The sequence below is a fragment of the Lentzea terrae genome (assembly GCF_003265345.1).
Taxonomy (GTDB): domain Bacteria; phylum Actinomycetota; class Actinomycetes; order Mycobacteriales; family Pseudonocardiaceae; genus Lentzea; species Lentzea terrae.
On the sequence record NZ_QFWW01000008.1, the window covers coordinates 180,164 to 198,214 of the forward strand.

An 18,051-nucleotide genomic window follows, 5' to 3' on the forward strand; every position below is an offset into this window, starting at 1 on the left:
CAAAGGAGTGCTGATGTTGCGAGGAACCAGGAAACGCCGCACCGCGCTCGCCGCCTTGGCTGCCGCGGCGTCCGTCGCCTGCACGGTCCTGACGGCAGCGGCGAGTGAGTCGAACGCCCCGTTCGCGTGCCGGGTCGACTACACGACCAACGACTGGGGCAGCGGGTTCGGCGCCGGCGTGACCATCTCGAACGTCGGTTCGGCTGCGGTCGACGGCTGGACGCTGACCTACAGCTACGCCGGCGACCAGACCTTGCAACACGGCTGGAGCGGCAACTGGTCCCAGTCGGGCAAGCAGATCACCGTCACCAGCATGAGCTGGAACAGCTCCGTCCCGGCGGGTGGCAGCGTCAGCACCGGGGCGAACTTCTCCTACAGCGGCAGCAACGCCAAGCCTGCGGACTTCGCCGTCAACGGTGCCGAGTGCACCGGCACCGCCCCGGGCGACGGTCCCGCACCGGCGTTGCGCGTCTCCGGCAACAGGATCGTCACGGCGCAGGGCGAGCCGTACCGGTTGCTGGGGGTGAGTCGTTCCAGCGGCGAGTTCGCCTGCGTGCAGGGCAAGGGCATGTGGGACGGCGGTCCCGTGGACCAGGCGTCGGTGAACGCGATGAAGACCTGGAACATCCACGCGGTGCGGATCCCGTTGAACGAGGAGTGCTGGCTGGGCGTCCACGGCTCACCAGGTGGCGCCACCTACCAGCAGGCCGTCAAGGACTACGTGGATCTGTTGGTGGGCAACGGCATCAACGTGATCCTCGACCTGCACTGGACCTGGGGCGCCTACTCGAACGGGCCGGACTGGCACTGCAAGGACGAGCACGCGGTGTGCCAGAAGCCGATGCCGGACGCGCGGTACGCGCCGCAGTTCTGGGCCGGCGTCGCCACCGCGTTCAAGGGCAACGACGCCGTCGTCTTCGACCTGTTCAACGAGCCGTACCCGGAGATCGCCAGCGACTGGAACAAGACCCTGGGCTGGCAGTGCTGGCGGGACGGGGGCACCTGCACCGGCCTGCCCTACGAGACCGCCGGCATGCAGGACCTGGTCGACGCGGTGCGGGCCACCGGTGCGACCAACATCCTCATGCTGGGCGGCCTGGAGTGGGCCAACGACATGCGGGAATGGCTGGCGCACAAGCCATCCGACCCGTTGAACAACATCGCGGCGTCCTGGCACGCCTACAGCTTCAACGCCTGCGCCAGTGAAACCTGCTGGGACAGCCAGATCGCCCCACTGGCGCAGCAGGTCCCGGTCGTGCTCGGCGAGTTCGGCCAGGACAACTGCGGCTTCGACTACATGCAGCGCTTGGTGAACTGGGCCGACGCGCACCACCTGAGCTACCTCGCGTGGACCTGGAACCCGTGGGGCTGCAGCACCGGAGCCGTGCTCATCAAGGACTGGAACGGCACGCCGGAGCCCGGCGTCGGCGAGGGGTTCAAGGTCCACCTGCTCGGCCAGGACCCCTACGCCACCCGGTGACGACTACTCGAAAACTCCGTATCCCGCGACGGCGTGCGCCCGCACGCCGTCCATGTCGAGCTCCACGCCGATGCCGGGAGTGTCGGGCAGCGTGATGTAGCCGTCCTTCACGATCGAGCCGCTTCCGTCAGGCGCGTGGACGTAGCTGTCCCACACGGCGCGTTCCTCCAGGGCATGCCATTCCTGGACGAAGAAGTTGGGGATCGCCGCGCACTGGTGCGACGTGGCCATCGTGCCCAGTGGCGTGGACACCAGGTGCGGTGCGAAGGGGATGTAGTGCAGCTCGGCGAGGTTGGCGATCTTCTTGGCCTCGGCGAGCCCGCCGCACTTCGGCACGTCCGGCTCGATGACGTCCACGGCGCCGCGTTCGAGCAGTTCGCGGAATCCCCAGCGCAGGTAGAGGTTCTCGCCCGCGCAGATCGGTGTGCGGGTCTGTTCGCGCACCCGCACCAGCGCGTCGACGTTCTCCGCCGGCAGCGGTTCCTCGAGCCACATCAGGTGGAACGGCTCGAGCTCCCACGCGATCCGGCAGGCGCTCGGCACGTCGTAGCGGGCGTGCAGGTCGATGGCCAGGTCGACGTCCGGTCCGATCGCCTCCCGGACGGCCGCCACGCGCTCGATCATCGACCGCAGCTCGGCGGCGTTGACCGTGTGGTTGAAGGCGTCGAACTTGGCCGGGTGGTTGAGGTTGTCGACGTCGAACTTGATGGCGGTGAAGCCTTCGGCGACCATCCGCTGGGCCCGGTCGACGCACCCGGAGATCGACCCGGCCGGGTCGTCGCCGTCGCCGCAGTCGGCGTAGAGGCGGATCCGGTCGCGGAACTTGCCACCGAGCAACCGGTGGACCGGCTGGCCGGCGGCCTTGCCCGCGAGGTCCCACAGCGCGAGCTCGATCCCGGACAGGGCGATCACGAACACTCCGCCCTGCGGGCCCGCGAAAACCTTGTTGCGCCGCAGCTTCTCCCAGCACCGCTCGACGTTGCGCGGGTCCTCGCCGAGCAACAGGGGAGTCAGGAACTCGATCATTCCGACGACGGCGCCCGCGCCGGCGTCGGGGTTGGCCTCGCCGAACCCGCTGAGGCCCTCGTCCGTGTCGATCCGCACCAGGGTGGCCTCACCGTGGTAGGCCACCACTGCCGTCGTGACGTTCACAATCCGCATTTGCTCTCCCGCCGCTGGGATGTGCACCTGAGAGACTGTCGCGAGGTCCAACTTGTCCTATAAGCTGATGACATGCAAAGGGGACAAGAGTCTCCGGACGCTGTCAAGGTCCGGACCCTTCCGGTTCAGGTGGCGGCACACCTGACCCGGCGCATCGTCAGTGGCGAGATCGAGGACGGCCGGGCTCCGTCGGAGCTCGAGATCTCGCGCGAGTTCGGGGTGTCCCGGGTGGTGGCGCGGGAGACGCTCAAGATCCTCGCCTCGCTCGACATCGTCGACGTCGCACAGGGCCGCCGGGTGGTGGTGCGCCCCCGCGCCGAGTGGGACTACCTGAGCCCCTTGCTGATCGAGTGGCTGCCCGCGGAGATCGTCGGCGAGCTGCTGCAAGAGCTGCACCAGATGCGCGTGCTGCTCGAGCCCGAGCTCGCCGCGATGGCCGCCGCCGGCATGACCGACGAGACGCTGCACCGGCTCAGAGACGAGATCGACCGCATGTCGGCGTTGGAAGGGGATCCCAACGCCTACCTCGAGGTCGACCACGAGTTCCACATGGAGATCTGCCGGGCGGCCGACAACCGCATCCTCGACCGGATCATGTACTCCGCCCGCTGGCTCGGCACGGCCAGCAGACGCATCACCAACGAGGCGCCGGCCGGGCTGTGCCGCGCCACCGCCGAGCACACGGAGATCTACGACGCGCTTGTGGCGCGCGACCCGGCAGGCGCCCGCGCGGCAATGCGCAGGCACCTGAGCAACAACTACTCCACGCTCGTCGCTGAGAAGGGGAAGCAGACCAAGCGGGCCGCTCGGCGTCGCTAGCGCACGACGTCCTTCTCCGCATGCACGACCCGGCAGCGAGCCCCGCTGTCCCGCCGGTTGCAACGTCGCCCGTCGGCAAGCGTCCGCTCGGCCGGACGCGAGAGGAGTGCTCATGGAAGAGAAAACGGACTTATCAAGGCGCACGTTCCTCGGCGTGAGCGCGCTGGGCGTGCTCGGTCTCGCCGGGTGCGGGGGTGGTCCAGCACCCGCGCCGCAGGTCGACGTCCAGGTGCCCCAGGCACTGCTCGACCAGGCGGCCGCACTGCGCGGTGGGTCGGCGGGGATGCTCTCGCAGAAGCTGTACTCGGAGGCCGCCAACAAGGCGCTGGACCGGTCGCTGCAGGTGTTCGCCCAGGCCACCGGCACCACGATCCGCAACGACCTGGTGTCCGGCGACGCGGGCGACATGGTCGCGAAGATGGACGCCGAGGTGAAGGCGGGCACCAACCGCGATCTCGCCTTCGTGAGCGATCGGCGGTTCGTCGGCCAGCTCCACAACCTCGGCGCCCTCACCGACGTCACCGACGTGGTCGACGAGATGCGCAAGCTCTACGGGGAACCGGCGACGGAGGCGAGCACCTACTGCGTGTTCGGCGGGCGCTGGTTCGCGATCCCCTACCACTTCATCGCGTCCGCGATGTACCTGCGCAAGGACTGGTACACGGAGAAGGGTCTCCCGCTCAAGCCCCACTACACGTGGGAGGAGCTGCGGGACAACGCGTTGGAGGTCTCCGACCCGGCGAAGCGGCGCTTCGGCTGGGGCCTCACGGTGAACCGCTCCGGCGACGCCAACGGCTTCATCGGGAACGTCATCAACACCTACGGCGGGGCGATCGCGGACAACACCGGCACAAAGGTGGTGTTCAACTCGCCGGAGACGGTCGCCGCCGTCACGTTCATCGGCGACATCTACACGAACCCGAAGTACGCGCCGATGCTGCCCCCTGGGATCGGCAGCTGGACCGACTCGAGCAACAACGAGAACTGGCTGGCTCAGATCCTGGGGCTCACGCTCAACCAGTTCAGCGTGTACGCCGACTCGAAGACGAAGAAGAACCCGGTCTACGCCAACACGCACCCGTTCAACGGCGCCACCGGACCGGCGATCGACAAGCCGCTCGCGTTCGGCGAGTCCAACTCGTTCGTCGTGTTCAAGGGGGCGAAGAACCCCGACCTCGCCAAGCTGGTGGCGAAGTTCATGGCCGGCGGGAGCGCGCTGCTCGGTGTCGCGAAGGAAGCACCGTGCCTGGTCAACCCCTCATGGGACAAGGTGTGGGACTCCGACCCGTACTACACCAGCGGTGACCCGGCCTTCCCCGCGCTGCGGGAGCAGACCCGCACGCGGCTTCCGCTGACCACGAAGACCGGCTACTCGTTCCCCCAGGCCCCGAGCCCCGGCGACCAGGCCGCCACCGCCGCCTATCTGCTGACCGACATGATGCAGTCGGTCATCCAGGGCACCAAACCGGCCGAGGCCGTCGCCTCGACCCACGCCCGGATGGTCCAGGTCTTCGAGCAGCAGGGCTACAAGCAGTGACCGACCTGCGCACGCGACCGGCGCCGGCTCGTCCGGCGCCGAGCTCGTCCTCCTCGCTCTCCACGTCGCAGCGGCTGCTCGGGCGCGACTGGCGTCTCGCAGCGGTGTTCATCGGGCCGACGCTGGTGCTGGTCGCGGGCCTGATCCTGATCCCGATCGTCAGCTCGGTCCTCACCAGCGCCACGGAACGCCACGGTGCGGAGACGGTCTTCGTCGGGCTGGACAACTACACCGCCCTCCTCGACGACGGCGTGTTCCACAAGGGTGTGCTCAACTCGTTCGTCTTCACCGCGTACGCCGAGATCTTCAAGGTGACCCTCGGCCTCATCGCGGCGTTGATGCTGCACCACATGCGCCGCGGCCGGGCGATCATCGCCGGGGTGATCCTGCTGCCGTGGGTGGTGCCGACGGTCGTCACGGCCTTCACCTGGCGGTCGTTGTTCGACCCGATCTTCGGCAGCGTCAACGTTCTGCTCACCGATTCCGGGATCGGCCCTTTTCTCGCCACGATCGGGCTCGTCGACAGATGGCCCGCGGAGTGGCTGTCCGATCCCGCGCTCGCGATGCCGGCGGTCATCCTGGTCAACGTCTGGAAGGGCATCCCGTTCTTCACCGTGACGTTCCTCGCCGGGCTCAAGGCCATCGACGGCAGTCTCTACGAAGCGGCCATTGTGGACGGTGCGTCGCCGTGGCAGCGCTTCGTGCACATCACGCTGCCGGGCCTGCGCAACATCATGATCGTGACGGTGCTGCTGTCGTCGATCTGGACGTTCAACAACTTCGACCTGATCTGGCTGATGACCCAGGGCGGACCGGGGGACGCCACCGCCCCGTACGTGATGGTGGCCTACTCGAAGGCCATCCTGCAGCTGCAGCTGGGCGCGGGTGCCGCGGTCACGCTGGTGATGATGCCGATCATCGGCGTCCTCGTGGTGATCCTCGTGCGGATGATGCGCCGCGGCGACCAGCCGGGCGCGAGCGATCTGGGGCGCAGGCGACTCACTCCCGCGCAGCGCAGGGCCCTGCCGTGGGTGATCGTCGTGGCCTCGATCCTCGTGCTGGTCTGGGCGTCGCCGCACATCGTGTGGAAGGCCGCGTTCGTGCTGGGCGTGTTCGTGCTGCTTGCGGCTGCAGTGGGACGGTTGGTCTCCGTGCTCGCCGCACGGGGCAACCGGCTGGCCGCGCGCCTGGTCAGTGGCGGCGGCACCGGGATCGCGCTCGTGGGCCTGCTGGGCTTCGTGCTCGCCCCGCTGTACTGGATGACGGTCACGGCCTTCAAGTCCGACGCCCAGATCGTGTCGCGCACCGACGACCTCTGGCCGACCCCGTGGACCACCGAGCAGTTCACCAACCTGTTCACCGGCACGTTCGGCACCTGGTACGTCAACACGATCCTGGTGTCGCTGGCGTCCACCGTGATCGCACTGGTCTGCGCGGCACTGGCCGGCTACGCGTTGGCACGGTTGAAGTTCCGGGGTTCGGAGAGCTTCACGGTGACGATCCTGCTCACCTACGTGATGCCGGGCGCGCTGCTGTTCATCCCGCTGTACCAGATGATGAGCGGGATCGGGCTCAACGACTCCTTGTGGTCGCTCGTGCTCGCTTACCCCACGTTCACGCTGCCGTTCGCGACGTGGCTGCTCGTCGGCTACTTCAAGTCGATCCCGGCCGACCTCGAGGAGGCCGCGCTGGTCGACGGCTGCACGCGGTTCGGGGCGTTCCTGCGGATCGTGCTCCCGCTGGCGAAACCGGGCCTGCTCGCGGTGGCGCTGTTCACGCTCACCAACGCGTGGAACGAGTTCTTGTTCGCCTTCGTGTTCATCACCAAGGACGACTACAAGACGCTGCCCGTCGGCATGCAGTCGATGATCTTCGGTGACGTCGTGCCGCAGGGGCAGCTGGCCGCGGCGTCGCTGCTGATCAGCATCCCGGTCGTGGTCATGTACGCGTTCGGGCAGCGGTTCCTGACCGAGGGCCTCACCGCGGGGGCCGTGAAGGGATGATCCCCGTGGTCACGGAGGAACACGTCCCGACGGCGTCCCGGCCCGGCGACCTGCGCATCACCGACCTGCGGGTGGCCAATGTGGACGGTGTGCCGTTCCGCTCGTCGATCATCAGGATCGACACGAACCAGGGCCTGGCCGGGTACGGGGAGGTGCGCGACCAGGCCAGTGCCACCTACGCGCTGATGCTCAAGAGCCGCCTGGTGGGGGAGAACCCCTGCAACGTCGACAAGATCTTCCGCAAGATCAAGCAGTTCGGGCACCACGGCCGTCAGGGCGGCGGGGTCTCCGGCGTGGAGATGGCGCTGATGGACCTCGCCGGCAAGGCCTACGGAGTACCGGCGTACGCGCTGATCGGGGGCCGGTTCCGCGACGAGGTCCGTTGCTACGCGGACACCCCGTCACTGCCGGACCCGCACGCGATGGGCGCCCGCTTGCTGGACCGCAAGCAGCGCGGGTACACGATGCTGAAGATGGACGTGGGCATCGACCTGCTGTGGGACGTGCCGAGCGCGCTGATCGCGCCGCCCGGTGCCCGCGCGAACCTGACGACGATGCACCCGTTCACCGGCATCCAGGTCACCGCGAAGGGCGTGGACCACCTGGCGTCCTATGTGGACACCGTCCGGTCCGTGGTCGGCTACGACATCGCGCTCGCCGCCGACCACTTCGGTCACATCGCGCTCGACTCCTGCATCCGGATCGGCCGCGCGCTGGAACCGTTCACCCTGGCCTGGATCGAAGACCTCATCCCGTGGCAGCTGACCGACCAGTGGCGCCAGCTCACCGAGGCCGTCGCCGTCCCGACGTGCACGGGGGAGGACATCTACCTGCTCGACGGTTTCCGGCCGCTGCTCGACGCGGGCGCCATCCGCGTCGTGCACCCCGACCCGGCGACGGCGGGCGGGATCGCGGAGACCAAGCGGCTCGGCGACTACGCGCAGGACCGCGGCATCCCGATGGCGCTGCACCTGGCGGCGTCGCCCATCGCGACAATGGCGTGCGTGCACCTGGCCGCAGCCACCGAGAACTTCCTCGCACTAGAACACCACGCAGCCGACGTGGAGTTCTGGAGCGACCTCGTCACCGACCTGCCCCGCCCGTTGATCCAGAACGGCCACATCAAGGTGCCGGACACGCCAGGGCTGGGTTTCGGCTCGCTCGACGAGGATCTGATCAGCCGTCTGCTCGACCCGCGCGACCCGGTGTTCTTCGCCGAGACGACGCACTGGGACGGCGAGTCGAGCCACGACCGCCTGTGGAGCTGATCAGGCGCGTCCCTGTTCGGCGCGCCACTTCTCGTACTCGGGCCGCGCCTGTTCCGACAGCGGGTAGTACAACCGCAGGTCGCCACCCTCGGCCAGCCGGATCCGGGAGAACTCCTCCCACTCCGCGTGCTCCTGAGCGACCGCGATGAGCGCGGGCGCGAGCTTGGCCGGCACCACGACCGCCCCGTCGTCGTCCGCCACCACGATGTCGCCCGGCTCGACCAGCGTGCCACCGCACGCCACCGGCACGTTGACGGCAACCGGCACGATGTCGGTCTGGGCGTGGAAGTTCGGCGTGGCACCACGAATCCACAACCCGAGCCCGAGCTTCTTGGCCTCACCGATGTCGCGCAAACACCCGTCGATCACCACACCGGCACCACCGCGACCCTTGAAGTAGGTCAGCATCATCTCGCCGAACACGCCGCTGCTCATGTCCCCACGCGCATCCACGACGATCATGTCGCCGGGCTGAGCGTGGTACATGACGTGCCGGTGCAACTGCTTCTCCGGCTCGGCGTACTCGTCGACGGGGTACAGATCCTCCCGCTTGGGCAAGAACTGCAGCGTCAGCGCCGGGCCGGCCACGCGCACGCCGGGGGTCACCGAAACCGGGCCGCGGATGAACGCGCTGCGGATGCCCATGCGGCTGAGCTCGGCGCTGGCCGTTGCGCTGCCAATAGCCGCAAGGGCTGCACTGAGCTCAGCAGGCGGGCGAACGATGTCGTGCGTCTCGACCACGTCGGTAGCTCCCTCGGATCCCTGTGCTGACCGGAGTTCCGAGCGTAGTCGCGGTTCAGCCCTTCGCCTCGCGGACGTCCGTTCCGTGCTCGGCGAACGCCTTGAAATCCTGCATGTGCTGCAGCGACTGCTTGCGAAACGCGCCGGGCATCAAGAGCCCCACCAGCCGCATCAGCAAGCCGCTGAACCGGTACTCGTTCTCGCTCACCCAGAGCGTCGTCTCGGGGCCGGCTTCGGTCAGGCGTTCGCGCGCGGTGCTCCGCATGCCTTCGCCGACGATCTCGCGTTCGAAGAGGACGACGCTCTCACTCGGGATCCCGTGCAGCTCCACCGGTTCCCGGCGCGTGATGGTCTCGATGCCCTCGAACTTCTGCTGCCCCATCTGCAGCACGACTCGCGACTTCGTGCCGACCTGCCCGTGCTCCCCGCTCAGCGGCTCGTGCAGCACCAGGCCCCGCAACCACTTCGGCAGGTGTTCCGGGTCGGCGAGCAACTGAGCCACCCTCTCCCGCGGCAGGGCGATCTCCATCGAGACGGTGTACTTCATGGCGGAGCGCTCCAGTTCTCGAGTGAACGGACGCACGCTAACAGCGTCGCCCGCGAGATGTGGAGAAGCTGTGAACGTGCCCCGTTCTCCGCCGGGGGAGACCGTTGCCGGTGTTAGCGTCGGCTTCGTGAAGATCATGCGTGCGGCTCTGCAGGATATCTACGCCCGCCGCCTCCGCGCCAAGCTGAAGAACGCGACACTGCCCAGGCACCTCGCCGTGATCATGGACGGCAACCGGCGCTGGGCCAGGCAGGTGGGGCTGGAGAACGCGAGTTCAGGGCACCAGCGCGGCGGCGAGCACCTGAAGAACGTCATGGGCTGGTGCGAGGACATCGGCATTCCTCGCCTGACGGTGTACCTCGCGTCCGCGGACAACCTGAAGAAGCGCGCCAACGCCGAGATGTGCTTCCTGATGGAAGAGGTCGTCGAGCGAATCGTGGTGCCACAAGCGGTCGCGTCCGAACGCTGGCGGACACACGTCGCCGGCCGGGTGGACCTGCTGCCCGACACCACCAGGCACGCCTTGAAGCTCGCGGTGGAGGACACCCGCGACCGCGACGCCGAGTTCCACCTGACCATCGCCGTGGGTTACGACGGCCGGTTCGAGCTCGTGGACGCGGTGCGCTCGCTGCTGGAAAGCGGACCAGGACTGGAAGAACTGGCGGCGAGCATCACGCCGGACGACATCGCCCGGCACCTCTACACGGCCGGGCAACCCGATCCCGACCTGGTGATCCGCACCAGCGGCGAGGTGCGCCTGTCCGGTTTCCTGTTGTGGCAGGCGGCATTCGCGGAGCTGCACTTCTGCGACGTGCACTGGCCCGGGTTCCGGTACCTCGACTTCCTGCGCGCGTTGCGGTCGTACTCCGACGCACGACGATGAAGGTCACCGAGGTCGTGCGGTGCTGTGCCGAACGACCAGCCGGGTGGGCACCAGGGCCATGCCGGGTTCGACCGCTTCGCGGCGGATCTGCCGGAGCAGGCGTTCCACGCAGCGTCGGCCCACCTCGGCGAAGTCCTGGCGGACGGTGGTCAACGGTGGGTAGAAGCAACCCGCGTCCGGGATGTCGTCGAACCCGACCACGCTCACGTCGCCGGGCACGGCGCGACCGTGCTCGTGGAAGGCTCGCAGCACGCCCAGGGCCATCTGGTCGTTCGCGGCGAACACGGCGGTGCATCGGGCTCGTTCGGCCAGTCGCACGCCGGCGAGGTAGCCCGACTCGGCTGACCAGTCGCCGCGCTCGACGGCGGGAACGCGCCGGCCGGCCTCCTGCAGCGTTGTGCGCCAGGCGTTGGCGCGGCGTTCGGCGGCGAATGATCCGGTGGGGCCGGCGACGTGCCAGACCGTGCGGTGTCCCAGGTCCAGCAGGTGGCGAACTGCTTGCCCGGCCCCGTCGAACTGGTCGCTGTCGACCACCGCGTAGCGGTCGCCCGCGTCGGAGTCCACCACGACCACCTGCACTCCGGGCGGCAACGTCACCGTGGCGGCGTCCAGCAGGTGCACTTCCATGATCACGATGACGCCGTCCACGGCCAGTTCTTCGAGCCGGGTGAACGCCCCGAGGACGTCGTCCTGGGTCGGTGACGCGACGGGGATCAGGGTGATCGCGTAGCCCTCGGCGGCGGCGTGGTCGGCGATCGCTTCCACCGTGCGGCTGTTTCCGGTGGTGGACAACGTGAACAGGACGACGCCGATGGTGCGGAACTCGCCGAGTCTCAGCGCCCGCGCGGCGTTGTTGGGGCGGTAGCCCAGTTCTTCCATGGCGGCGAGGACGCGCTCACGGGTGGACGCGATCACCCTGGGGTGGCCGGTGGAGACCCGGGACACCGTCTGCGACGAAACGCCGGCCAGCCGTGCGACGTCGGCGATGGAGACTCCGCGCTTCTTGCGCCCGGAGAGCTCCGGTGTTCGTGGCGAGGTGTCTCGAGCTGCCAACGCCGTACCGCCTTCCGACTGGACGTTCTGACGTAACCGGGTCTTGACGCCTCTACGACGTGATGTGAGCATCGTGCATGTTCACGTTAACATGACTCCTGGCAACTGCGGCTGCAGCCGCGAGAACCGGCGCCATGTTCACGTGAACATAGGCGATGTTCACGTGAACATGGTGTGGTGCGAGTCGCCATCGGGGCGATCCACGCGCTGCGCGAGTCGGTGACGCTGATCCGACTCACTCCCCGGCACAGTCGCCCACTCTCCCGATAGGACAGTCCGTGAACTTGAAGAAGTGGCTCGCCAGGGCCGTGACCGCTGTGATGGGCGCGGCGCTGCTGACGTTCCCGGCCACCTCCGTCCAGGCCGTCAGCCCGACACCCCAGACGCTGTACCAGCTTCGGGCCAACGCCCAGTGCACCAAGGGTCTGGGCAACTGCGTGATCTACTCCAAGGCTGCCGCACTGCCGAGCGGGCGCCTGGTCGCCGGGTTCGAGAGGGCGATCGTCGGCCCGACCGGAACAGCGGTCGGGCAGGTGATCCCGGTGTACCGCAGCGACGACGACGGCACGACGTGGCAGTGGCTGTCCGACGTGCGCGCGCCGGCCTACCTGTCGAGCAACCCCGCGTACGCGAAGTACACGAGCAACTGGGGTGCCCCGTACTTCTACGTTCTTCCGCAGAACGTGGGCAGCCTGACCGCGGGCACGTTGCTCCTGTCCACTTTGGTCACGGGCGAGGACCACTACTTCACCGAACAGAAAGCCTTGGACCCCAACTGGGTGCCGACCAACGACGGCGACCGTCGCGACGTGGCGCTCGCGCTCTACTCCAGCACGGACCAGGGCGCGTCCTGGAACTTCCTCAACATCGTCACGGCGGGCGGGTGGCAGGGCGGCAGCGCGGGCGCCATCGGGCAGCGCATCGCGAACGCCAACACGTACCGGCAGGTCGATCCCGTGTGGGAGACGTACCTGATGGTGTACAACAACCAGCTCGTGGCGTACTACTCCGACGAGAACGACTACACCGGCTACGACACCTCAACGGGTGTCCTGACCATGCGCGCCGACAACGCCACCGCGGGTGACTCCCACGGGCAGGTCATCGCGCACCGGACGTGGAACGGCAACACCTCCAGCCCGTGGAGCGCTCCGGTGCTGGACGTCGCCGGCCTCAACCAGAGCGTCGGCGGCGTCAACCAGATCGGCGGCGGACGTCCGGGCATGCCGAACGTCGTGCAGACCACCGACGGCCAGTGGATGATGACCTACGAGTACTTCGGCGGCGGCGACAACGTGCGCTACAAGATCTCGTCGAACCCGCTGAACTTCTTCTCCGTCGGCGGCGCGGCCGGGACCAACATCAGCGCCCTTCCGGTCACCGCCGGATCTCCCACGCTCTCCAGGGGAGGAAGCCCTGTCGTAGTCCGGCTTCCCGAGGGCCGGCTGATGTTCAACGCGGCGGGCAGCGGTGACGTCTGGGTCAACCCGAGCGGCAGCAGCACCGGTGCGTGGACGCGCCAGCTCACCACCATCCAGTCCGGCTACTTCCGCAACCTGACCTACGTCCCCCGCACCGGCCGCGTGCTGATCCTGTCCGGTGCCGGCACCATCCGGCACGCCGACATCGACTTCGGACGTTCCGCCGGGCCGTACTACAAGCTGGTCAACCGGCAGAGCGGCAAGGTGCTCGACGCGTTCCAGAACAGCCTGGCCGACGGCACGAACCTGGTGCAGTGGGCGGACAACGGCGGCTTCAACCAGCACTGGCACGTCACGGACACCGGCTACGGCCACCGGACGCTCCTCAACCGCAACAGCGGCCGGGCCGTGTCCATCTTCGGCGCGAGCCTCGACGACGGCGCACGAGCCGCGCAGTGGGTGCAGAACACCGCGGCCGACCAGGCCTTCACGCTCGAACCGGTCGGCGCCTACTACAAGATCCGCGCCCGCCACAGCGGCAAGCTGCTCAGCGTCGCGGGCGGGTCGACCGCCGACGGCGCGCAGGTCATCCAGTGGCCGGACCAGAACCGGCTCGAGCAGCAGTGGTCGCTGGTTCAGGTGACGAGCTAGTGGCGTGTCCCGCAACGTTGGCGAGGTAATTCACGCTCAGCAGGACGCCTCGCGGCACCGCCCCCACTCCCACAGCCAACCAGGATGAGGAAGCGGGGGCGGCACCACGATGCGCCCGTCTGACCGCAAATTCCCCCGGCAACATTGCGAGCCACGCCACTAGCCCACCCGCGACCGCAGTGCCGAGGGGAAGGCCACCGGGCCTCGACCGGTGGCCTTCCCCTTGCCGTGGCCATGACCGTTCGCAACTCAGTCGGCGATGCGGCGGATCACGCTGATCGGGCCGATCGAGTCGATGTCGGCGATCTTCACCGGCACCCCCTCGGTCGACGCGTGCACGGCGCGCACGCTGTCCACCGCCATGGCCACGTGGGACTGGCCGGAGTAGTAGACGATGATGTCGCCGGGCCTGACCTCGCCGCGGCTGACCGCGCGCCCCGCCTTGGCCTGGTCGTAGCTGGTGCGGCCGATGGACACGTTCGCGGAGCGGTAGGCGGCCTGGATGAGCGAGGAGCAGTCCCAGGCGTCCGGGCCGTTGGCGCCGTGGACGTACCGGTCGCCACGCTGGTCGAGTGCGAACTGCAGTGCCTTGCCGGCGGTGCCCGGCGGGGCCTGGATCGTCGACATGTCGCCGGCGTTCTTGAGGGCGTTCCTGGTCGAGGCGCTCAGCGAGTTGTACTGAGTGCGGGCCTCGGCCAGCTGCTTCTGCAGGTCGGCGCTCTTCTGGTCGATCTCGGCGAGCAGCGTCTGAGACGCCGAGGTCGCCTCGTCTGCCGTTTTGGCGGCGGCGTCCGCGGTGTTGACGGCGTTGGTGAGCTTCTGCAGTGCCTCGGCGTTGTCGGCCGCGAGAATGTTGATGGCCGACAGGCGGTTGAGGAAGTCCTGTTGCGAGTCGCTCACCAGCAGCGCGGAGATCTGGTTGAAGCGCGCGCCCGAGTAGGTGACCTCGGTGAGGAGGTCCACCCGGCCCCGCAGGGACTCCGCGGCCTGCTGCGCGGTGGCCAGGTCGCCCTTGGCCCTGTCCAGTTCGCTCTGCTTGGCGGCAAGGTCGCCCTGCGCCTTCAGCTTGTCCTGGTTGACCTGGGCGGCCTTCGCGGACAGCTCGTTGTACTTCGCGAGCGCGTCGGCGGCGGAAGGCTGTGCGTTGCCCGGCGTCGTGGGGAGCACGGCCGCGACGACTGCCGCCGTTGTGACGAACGCTCCGCGCACGGCGCGGCGTGAGGGGTGCGACACCACGTCGCGGTCCTCCTTTTCGTGTGCCTGGCGCACTCAGACGGTGATGCCTCGGTCGTTGAGCCAGGTGAGCGGGTTGATTTTCTGGCCACCAGGGCTCCAGACCTCGAAGTGGAGGTGGGGGCCGGTGGACTGGCCGCGGTTGCCCATGCGGGCGATCTGCTGACCGGCCTGGACCCGCTGGCCCGCGCGGACGCTGTAGCTGTCCACGTGGCCGTAGACGGTGATGGTGCCGTCGGCGTGGGTCAGCTGGACCCATTGGCCGAAGCCGGAGATCGGGCCCGCGTCCTTCACGACGCCGTCGGCGGCGGCGAGGATCGGGGTGCCGACGGGGCCGGCGATGTCGATGCCGAGGTGCGCCTTGCCCCAGCGGGCGCCGTAGGTGGAGGTGAAGTCGCCGACGGTGGGGCGGGCGAACTTCGGGCGCTTGTGCTCGGCGTCCGCGGCCTCGCGCCGCGTCGTGAGCTGCTGGCTGCGCAGGAGCTTGGCGGCTTCCGCGGCACCTTCCGATGCCGTTCTCCTGGAGACCGTGAGGACCTGCGGGGCCGAGGCGCCGTCGCCACCTGCGCCGTCGAACGTGGCTGCGCCGTCCGCACGGTTCGTGAGCTGGGCGGCCTGCAGGGTCTGGCCCGCGAACGCCGTGGAGAACGCGCCCATTGCGACCGCTGCGACGACGATGCGTCCGCGCAGCGCCGATGGTGGCGGGGGGAGCCGCTGGGTTCGCATGGCCGCCAAGATCGCGGCACCGTGTTAAGAACTCGGGTAGATGATGTTCAGGTTCCTTCGCGGGGCAGCCGAACGGTGAACGTCGTGCCTTCTCCCACCTCACTCGTCGCGCTGATCGTTCCTCGGTGCGCGAGGACGTGGTGCTTCGCGATCGCCAGGCCGAGGCCACGTCCGCCGGTGACGCGAGCACGGGACCGGTCGGCCCGCCAGAACCGGTCGAACACGTGCGGCAGGTCCTCCGCCGCGATGCCGTGCCCCGTGTCGGAGACGGTCAGCACGACCTCGTCGCCCTGGATGCGGCCGCTGACCACGACCCGCCCGTCCGCGGGGGTGTGCTGCACGGCGTTGACCACGAGGTTGCGCACCACCTGCCGCAGCCGCACCGGGTCCGCGGTCAGCCGCAGTTCCTCCCCGGCGGGCACGTCGAGGACGACCTGGTGCGCGGCGGCGACTCCGGCCAGCAGTTCAGCGGCGTCCACCGGTTCCGGACGCAGGTTCAGCGCACCCGCGTCGGCAGCTGCGAGCTCCTGCAAATCCTCGACCAACTGCTGCAACACCAGCGTCTCCTGCAGCAACAGGTCCAGCAGGTCGGCGTCCAGCTCCGCGACACCCTCCTGCGCGGCGACCACCCACCCGCGCATCGTGCCCAACGGCGTGCGCAGCTCGTGCGACAGGTCGTTGACCATGTTCTTGCGCAACGTCTCCGCTCGCGCGAGGTGCTCGGACATGTCGTTGAACGCCGCCGCGACCTCGGCGACCTCCCAGCGCGCCGTGACCTCCGCCCGCGCCGACAGGTCGCCCGCGCGCATCCGCCTGGCCGCCTCGGTGAGCACGGTCAGCGGCCGCAACACCCGCCCTGCCAACAGAAAGCTCACGGCGATCGCGAACACCAGCACCAGCGCCGCTGCCAGTGCGATCTGCGCGACCCCGGCGGCGGGCAGGCCCACCACGGTCTGCCGGACCGCCGGTTGCCCGACGAACAGGAACGCGGCGGGAGCCACGTGGGACGCGAGCACCGCGCGCCGCGCAGAGTCCAGGCACTTCTCGTGCGCCGGCAGCGTGTTCGGGCCTGCCACCAGTTTCAGCACACCGTCCGCGCCGAGATACGCAGGGCTGTACGGCACGCCGTTGCCGGCCTGGCACTCCCGCACGTGCTCGTTGATCTGCCGGAGAGCACTTTGGTCAACGGCCCTGTGCAACGCCAGCGACACGCACCCGTCCGTTGCGGGCACGGAGTACGAGCGTCCGCTCGCGCTCGTCCTGACCTCGGCCGCGACTCCCTGACGACGTGCGCAGGCGGCGTCCGCGTCGGCTGCTGCTCGGGACGCCTGCTGTTGCTCGGTGGTGAGCAGGAACGGACCCACGGCGCGCGGGTCGATGCGGTCCTGCGGAGTGTCCGGTCTCAGCTCGAGGTCGACGTTGAGCGGATCGACCACCGCGGCCGGCTGGCCGGCGTCCTGCAGGTCGTCCGCGCCGGCCGTGCCACCGATGAGGGTCCGTTCCGTCGTGGTGAGCCGGATGTGCAACCCGGTCTCGCGACTGAGGTCCTCGATCAGCGGCTTGCTGCCCGACCAGTCCGGATGGGTGGCCCCGTGTCCGAGCACGGCGTCGTAGACGCGGGCCAGTCCTGCCTGCTCGCGACCTTGCTCGGCCCGCAACGTCCGCGTCGTGCTCTGCACCGACAGCCACGCCGTCGCCGCGATCGAACACGCCGACACCAGCACCGTGCCCGCCAGCAACAGCAACCGCAGCCGGCGAGGTCTACTGGTCACGATCGCCCTGGTCCGCGATCTTGTACCCGACCCCGTAGACCGTCAGCAGATACGCCGGGGCAGCCGGGTCGGCCTCGATCTTGCGCCGCAGGTTGCGCACGTGCACGTCGATCGTGCGCTCGGTGATGAACCCGTCCAGCCCGTAACCGTCCTCGAGCAGCTGGGCCCGGCTGAACACCCGCCCCGGCTCGGCGGTCAGCACCGCGAGGATGCGGAACTCGGCCGGCGTGCAGGCGACCGGCCGACCGGCGACCCGCACCTCGTGCCGCATCGGCTCCAGTTCCAGGTCGCCGACTCGTAGCGTTCGCCGTGCTGCTGCGCTCTTCGCACCGGAACGGCGCAACAACGCCCGTACTCGTGCCATCAGCTCACGGGGGTCGTACGGCTTGGCGAGGTAGTCGTCCGCGCCGAGATCGAACCCGAGCAGCTTGTCGTCGGCCTCCGCCCGTGCGCTGATCACCAGCACCGGCAGGTCGGCGTCCTCGGCCCGGACCGCCCGGCAGACGTCCCACCCGTCCACACCCGGCAGCATCAGGTCCAGCACCAGCAGGTCCGGGCGCCGGCCCCTGATCTCGTCGAGCGCCGTGCGTCCGTCGCCGACGAGCAGAAACGTGTGGTTCTCCCGAGTGAGGAAGCGCCCGATCAGCTCGGCCTGTCTCGGCTCGTCTTCGGCTACCAGGACGTAGGCGCACATGGCGGCCATGATGCCATCCGATCAGTTCACCCGGACGGCCTGCCGTTGCCGGCTGTGCGCAC

The 18,051-nt window shown here is 68.8% G+C and carries 15 protein-coding genes; 7 read left to right on the top strand and 8 right to left on the bottom strand.

The genetic code is table 11. The annotated features are described in order from the left end of the window. Positions 1-13 precede the first annotated feature (13 nt). Positions 14-1,480 carry a cellulase family glycosylhydrolase gene (locus tag DI276_RS15160; RefSeq protein ID WP_112264247.1) on the top strand — a complete coding sequence of 489 codons (1,467 nt, stop codon included), beginning with the start codon at positions 14-16 and terminating at the stop codon, positions 1,478-1,480. 3 nt (positions 1,481-1,483) lie between these two features. Here the strand turns inward: DI276_RS15160 and DI276_RS15165 are convergent, their stop codons facing one another. Continuing rightward, positions 1,484-2,641, bottom strand: coding sequence for a mandelate racemase/muconate lactonizing enzyme family protein (locus DI276_RS15165; protein ID WP_112263983.1), 1,158 nt, complete (start codon positions 2,639-2,641; stop codon positions 1,484-1,486). Between the two features lie 72 nt (positions 2,642-2,713). Between DI276_RS15165 and DI276_RS15170 the strand changes: the two genes are divergently transcribed. The 4 genes from DI276_RS15170 (at position 2,714) to DI276_RS15185 (ending at position 8,268) form a co-directional block, all read left to right on the top strand. Further along, positions 2,714-3,460, top strand: coding sequence for a FadR/GntR family transcriptional regulator (locus DI276_RS15170; RefSeq protein WP_112263984.1), 747 nt, complete (start codon positions 2,714-2,716; stop codon positions 3,458-3,460). 112 nt (positions 3,461-3,572) lie between these two features. After that, on the top strand, positions 3,573-4,997 hold the full coding sequence (locus DI276_RS15175; protein WP_112263985.1) for an extracellular solute-binding protein: 1,425 nt from the start codon (positions 3,573-3,575) through the stop codon (positions 4,995-4,997). Continuing rightward, positions 4,994-7,000, top strand: coding sequence for an ABC transporter permease (locus DI276_RS15180; RefSeq protein WP_112263986.1), 2,007 nt, complete (start codon positions 4,994-4,996; stop codon positions 6,998-7,000). Before DI276_RS15175 ends, DI276_RS15180 begins: the two co-directional genes overlap by 4 nt. Next, positions 6,997-8,268 (top strand): mandelate racemase/muconate lactonizing enzyme family protein, encoded by a 1,272-nt coding sequence (locus DI276_RS15185; RefSeq protein ID WP_112263987.1) that lies wholly within the window; start codon positions 6,997-6,999, stop codon positions 8,266-8,268. The genes DI276_RS15180 and DI276_RS15185 overlap by 4 nt, the downstream gene beginning before the upstream one ends. On the opposite strand, the gene DI276_RS15190 is transcribed toward DI276_RS15185, so the two are convergent. Further along, complete coding sequence (locus DI276_RS15190; protein WP_112263988.1) at positions 8,269-9,009, bottom strand: ribonuclease activity regulator RraA; 741 nt, start codon at positions 9,007-9,009, stop codon at positions 8,269-8,271. It abuts the gene before it with no gap. 55 nt (positions 9,010-9,064) lie between these two features. After that, on the bottom strand, positions 9,065-9,592 hold the full coding sequence (locus tag DI276_RS15195) for an SRPBCC family protein (RefSeq protein ID WP_232836668.1): 528 nt from the start codon (positions 9,590-9,592) through the stop codon (positions 9,065-9,067). Between the two features lie 100 nt (positions 9,593-9,692). Here DI276_RS15195 and uppS point away from each other — a divergent pair, with 100 nt between their 5' ends. Beyond that, positions 9,693-10,439 (top strand): polyprenyl diphosphate synthase, encoded by a 747-nt coding sequence (uppS, locus tag DI276_RS15200; protein ID WP_112264248.1) that lies wholly within the window; start codon positions 9,693-9,695, stop codon positions 10,437-10,439. A gap of 3 nt (positions 10,440-10,442) precedes the next feature. On the opposite strand, the gene DI276_RS15205 is transcribed toward uppS, so the two are convergent. Beyond that, positions 10,443-11,492 carry a LacI family DNA-binding transcriptional regulator gene (locus DI276_RS15205; RefSeq protein ID WP_232836669.1) on the bottom strand — a complete coding sequence of 350 codons (1,050 nt, stop codon included), beginning with the start codon at positions 11,490-11,492 and terminating at the stop codon, positions 10,443-10,445. A gap of 278 nt (positions 11,493-11,770) precedes the next feature. On the opposite strand from DI276_RS15205, the gene DI276_RS15210 reads away from it, so the two are divergent. Beyond that, complete coding sequence (locus tag DI276_RS15210) at positions 11,771-13,564, top strand: RICIN domain-containing protein (protein ID WP_198680647.1); 1,794 nt, start codon at positions 11,771-11,773, stop codon at positions 13,562-13,564. Positions 13,565-13,813: 249 nt separating this feature from the next. Here the strand turns inward: DI276_RS15210 and DI276_RS15215 are convergent, their stop codons facing one another. The 4 genes from DI276_RS15215 to DI276_RS15230 are packed head-to-tail and all read right to left on the bottom strand — an operon-like array spanning position 13,814 to position 17,989. Continuing rightward, on the bottom strand, positions 13,814-14,833 hold the full coding sequence (locus DI276_RS15215) for a C40 family peptidase (protein WP_232836670.1): 1,020 nt from the start codon (positions 14,831-14,833) through the stop codon (positions 13,814-13,816). Continuing rightward, positions 14,834-15,523, bottom strand: a complete 690-nt coding sequence (locus DI276_RS15220) for a M23 family metallopeptidase (RefSeq protein ID WP_112263991.1) — start codon at positions 15,521-15,523, stop codon at positions 14,834-14,836. A gap of 47 nt (positions 15,524-15,570) precedes the next feature. Next, a complete protein-coding gene (locus DI276_RS15225; RefSeq protein ID WP_112263992.1) occupies positions 15,571-17,295 on the bottom strand; it encodes a sensor histidine kinase in 1,725 nt (574 codons plus the stop codon). Further along, positions 17,285-17,989 carry a response regulator transcription factor gene (locus tag DI276_RS15230; RefSeq protein ID WP_112264251.1) on the bottom strand — a complete coding sequence of 235 codons (705 nt, stop codon included), beginning with the start codon at positions 17,987-17,989 and terminating at the stop codon, positions 17,285-17,287. Before DI276_RS15230 ends, DI276_RS15225 begins: the two co-directional genes overlap by 11 nt. Between the last annotated feature and the right edge of the window lie 62 nt (positions 17,990-18,051).

Excerpts from the sequence above, each read along its gene's own strand:
- DI276_RS15160 (WP_112264247.1), top strand. The coding sequence starts at position 14 with ATGTTGCGAGGAACCAGGAAACGCCGCACCGCGCTCGCCGCCTTGGCT.
- DI276_RS15165 (WP_112263983.1), bottom strand. The coding sequence starts at position 2,641 with ATGCGGATTGTGAACGTCACGACGGCAGTGGTGGCCTACCACGGTGAG.
- DI276_RS15170 (WP_112263984.1), top strand. The coding sequence starts at position 2,714 with ATGCAAAGGGGACAAGAGTCTCCGGACGCTGTCAAGGTCCGGACCCTT.
- DI276_RS15175 (WP_112263985.1), top strand. The coding sequence starts at position 3,573 with ATGGAAGAGAAAACGGACTTATCAAGGCGCACGTTCCTCGGCGTGAGC.
- DI276_RS15185 (WP_112263987.1), top strand. The coding sequence starts at position 6,997 with ATGATCCCCGTGGTCACGGAGGAACACGTCCCGACGGCGTCCCGGCCC.
- uppS (WP_112264248.1), top strand. The coding sequence starts at position 9,693 with ATGCGTGCGGCTCTGCAGGATATCTACGCCCGCCGCCTCCGCGCCAAG.
- DI276_RS15220 (WP_112263991.1), bottom strand. The coding sequence starts at position 15,523 with ATGCGAACCCAGCGGCTCCCCCCGCCACCATCGGCGCTGCGCGGACGC.
- DI276_RS15230 (WP_112264251.1), bottom strand. The coding sequence starts at position 17,989 with ATGTGCGCCTACGTCCTGGTAGCCGAAGACGAGCCGAGACAGGCCGAG.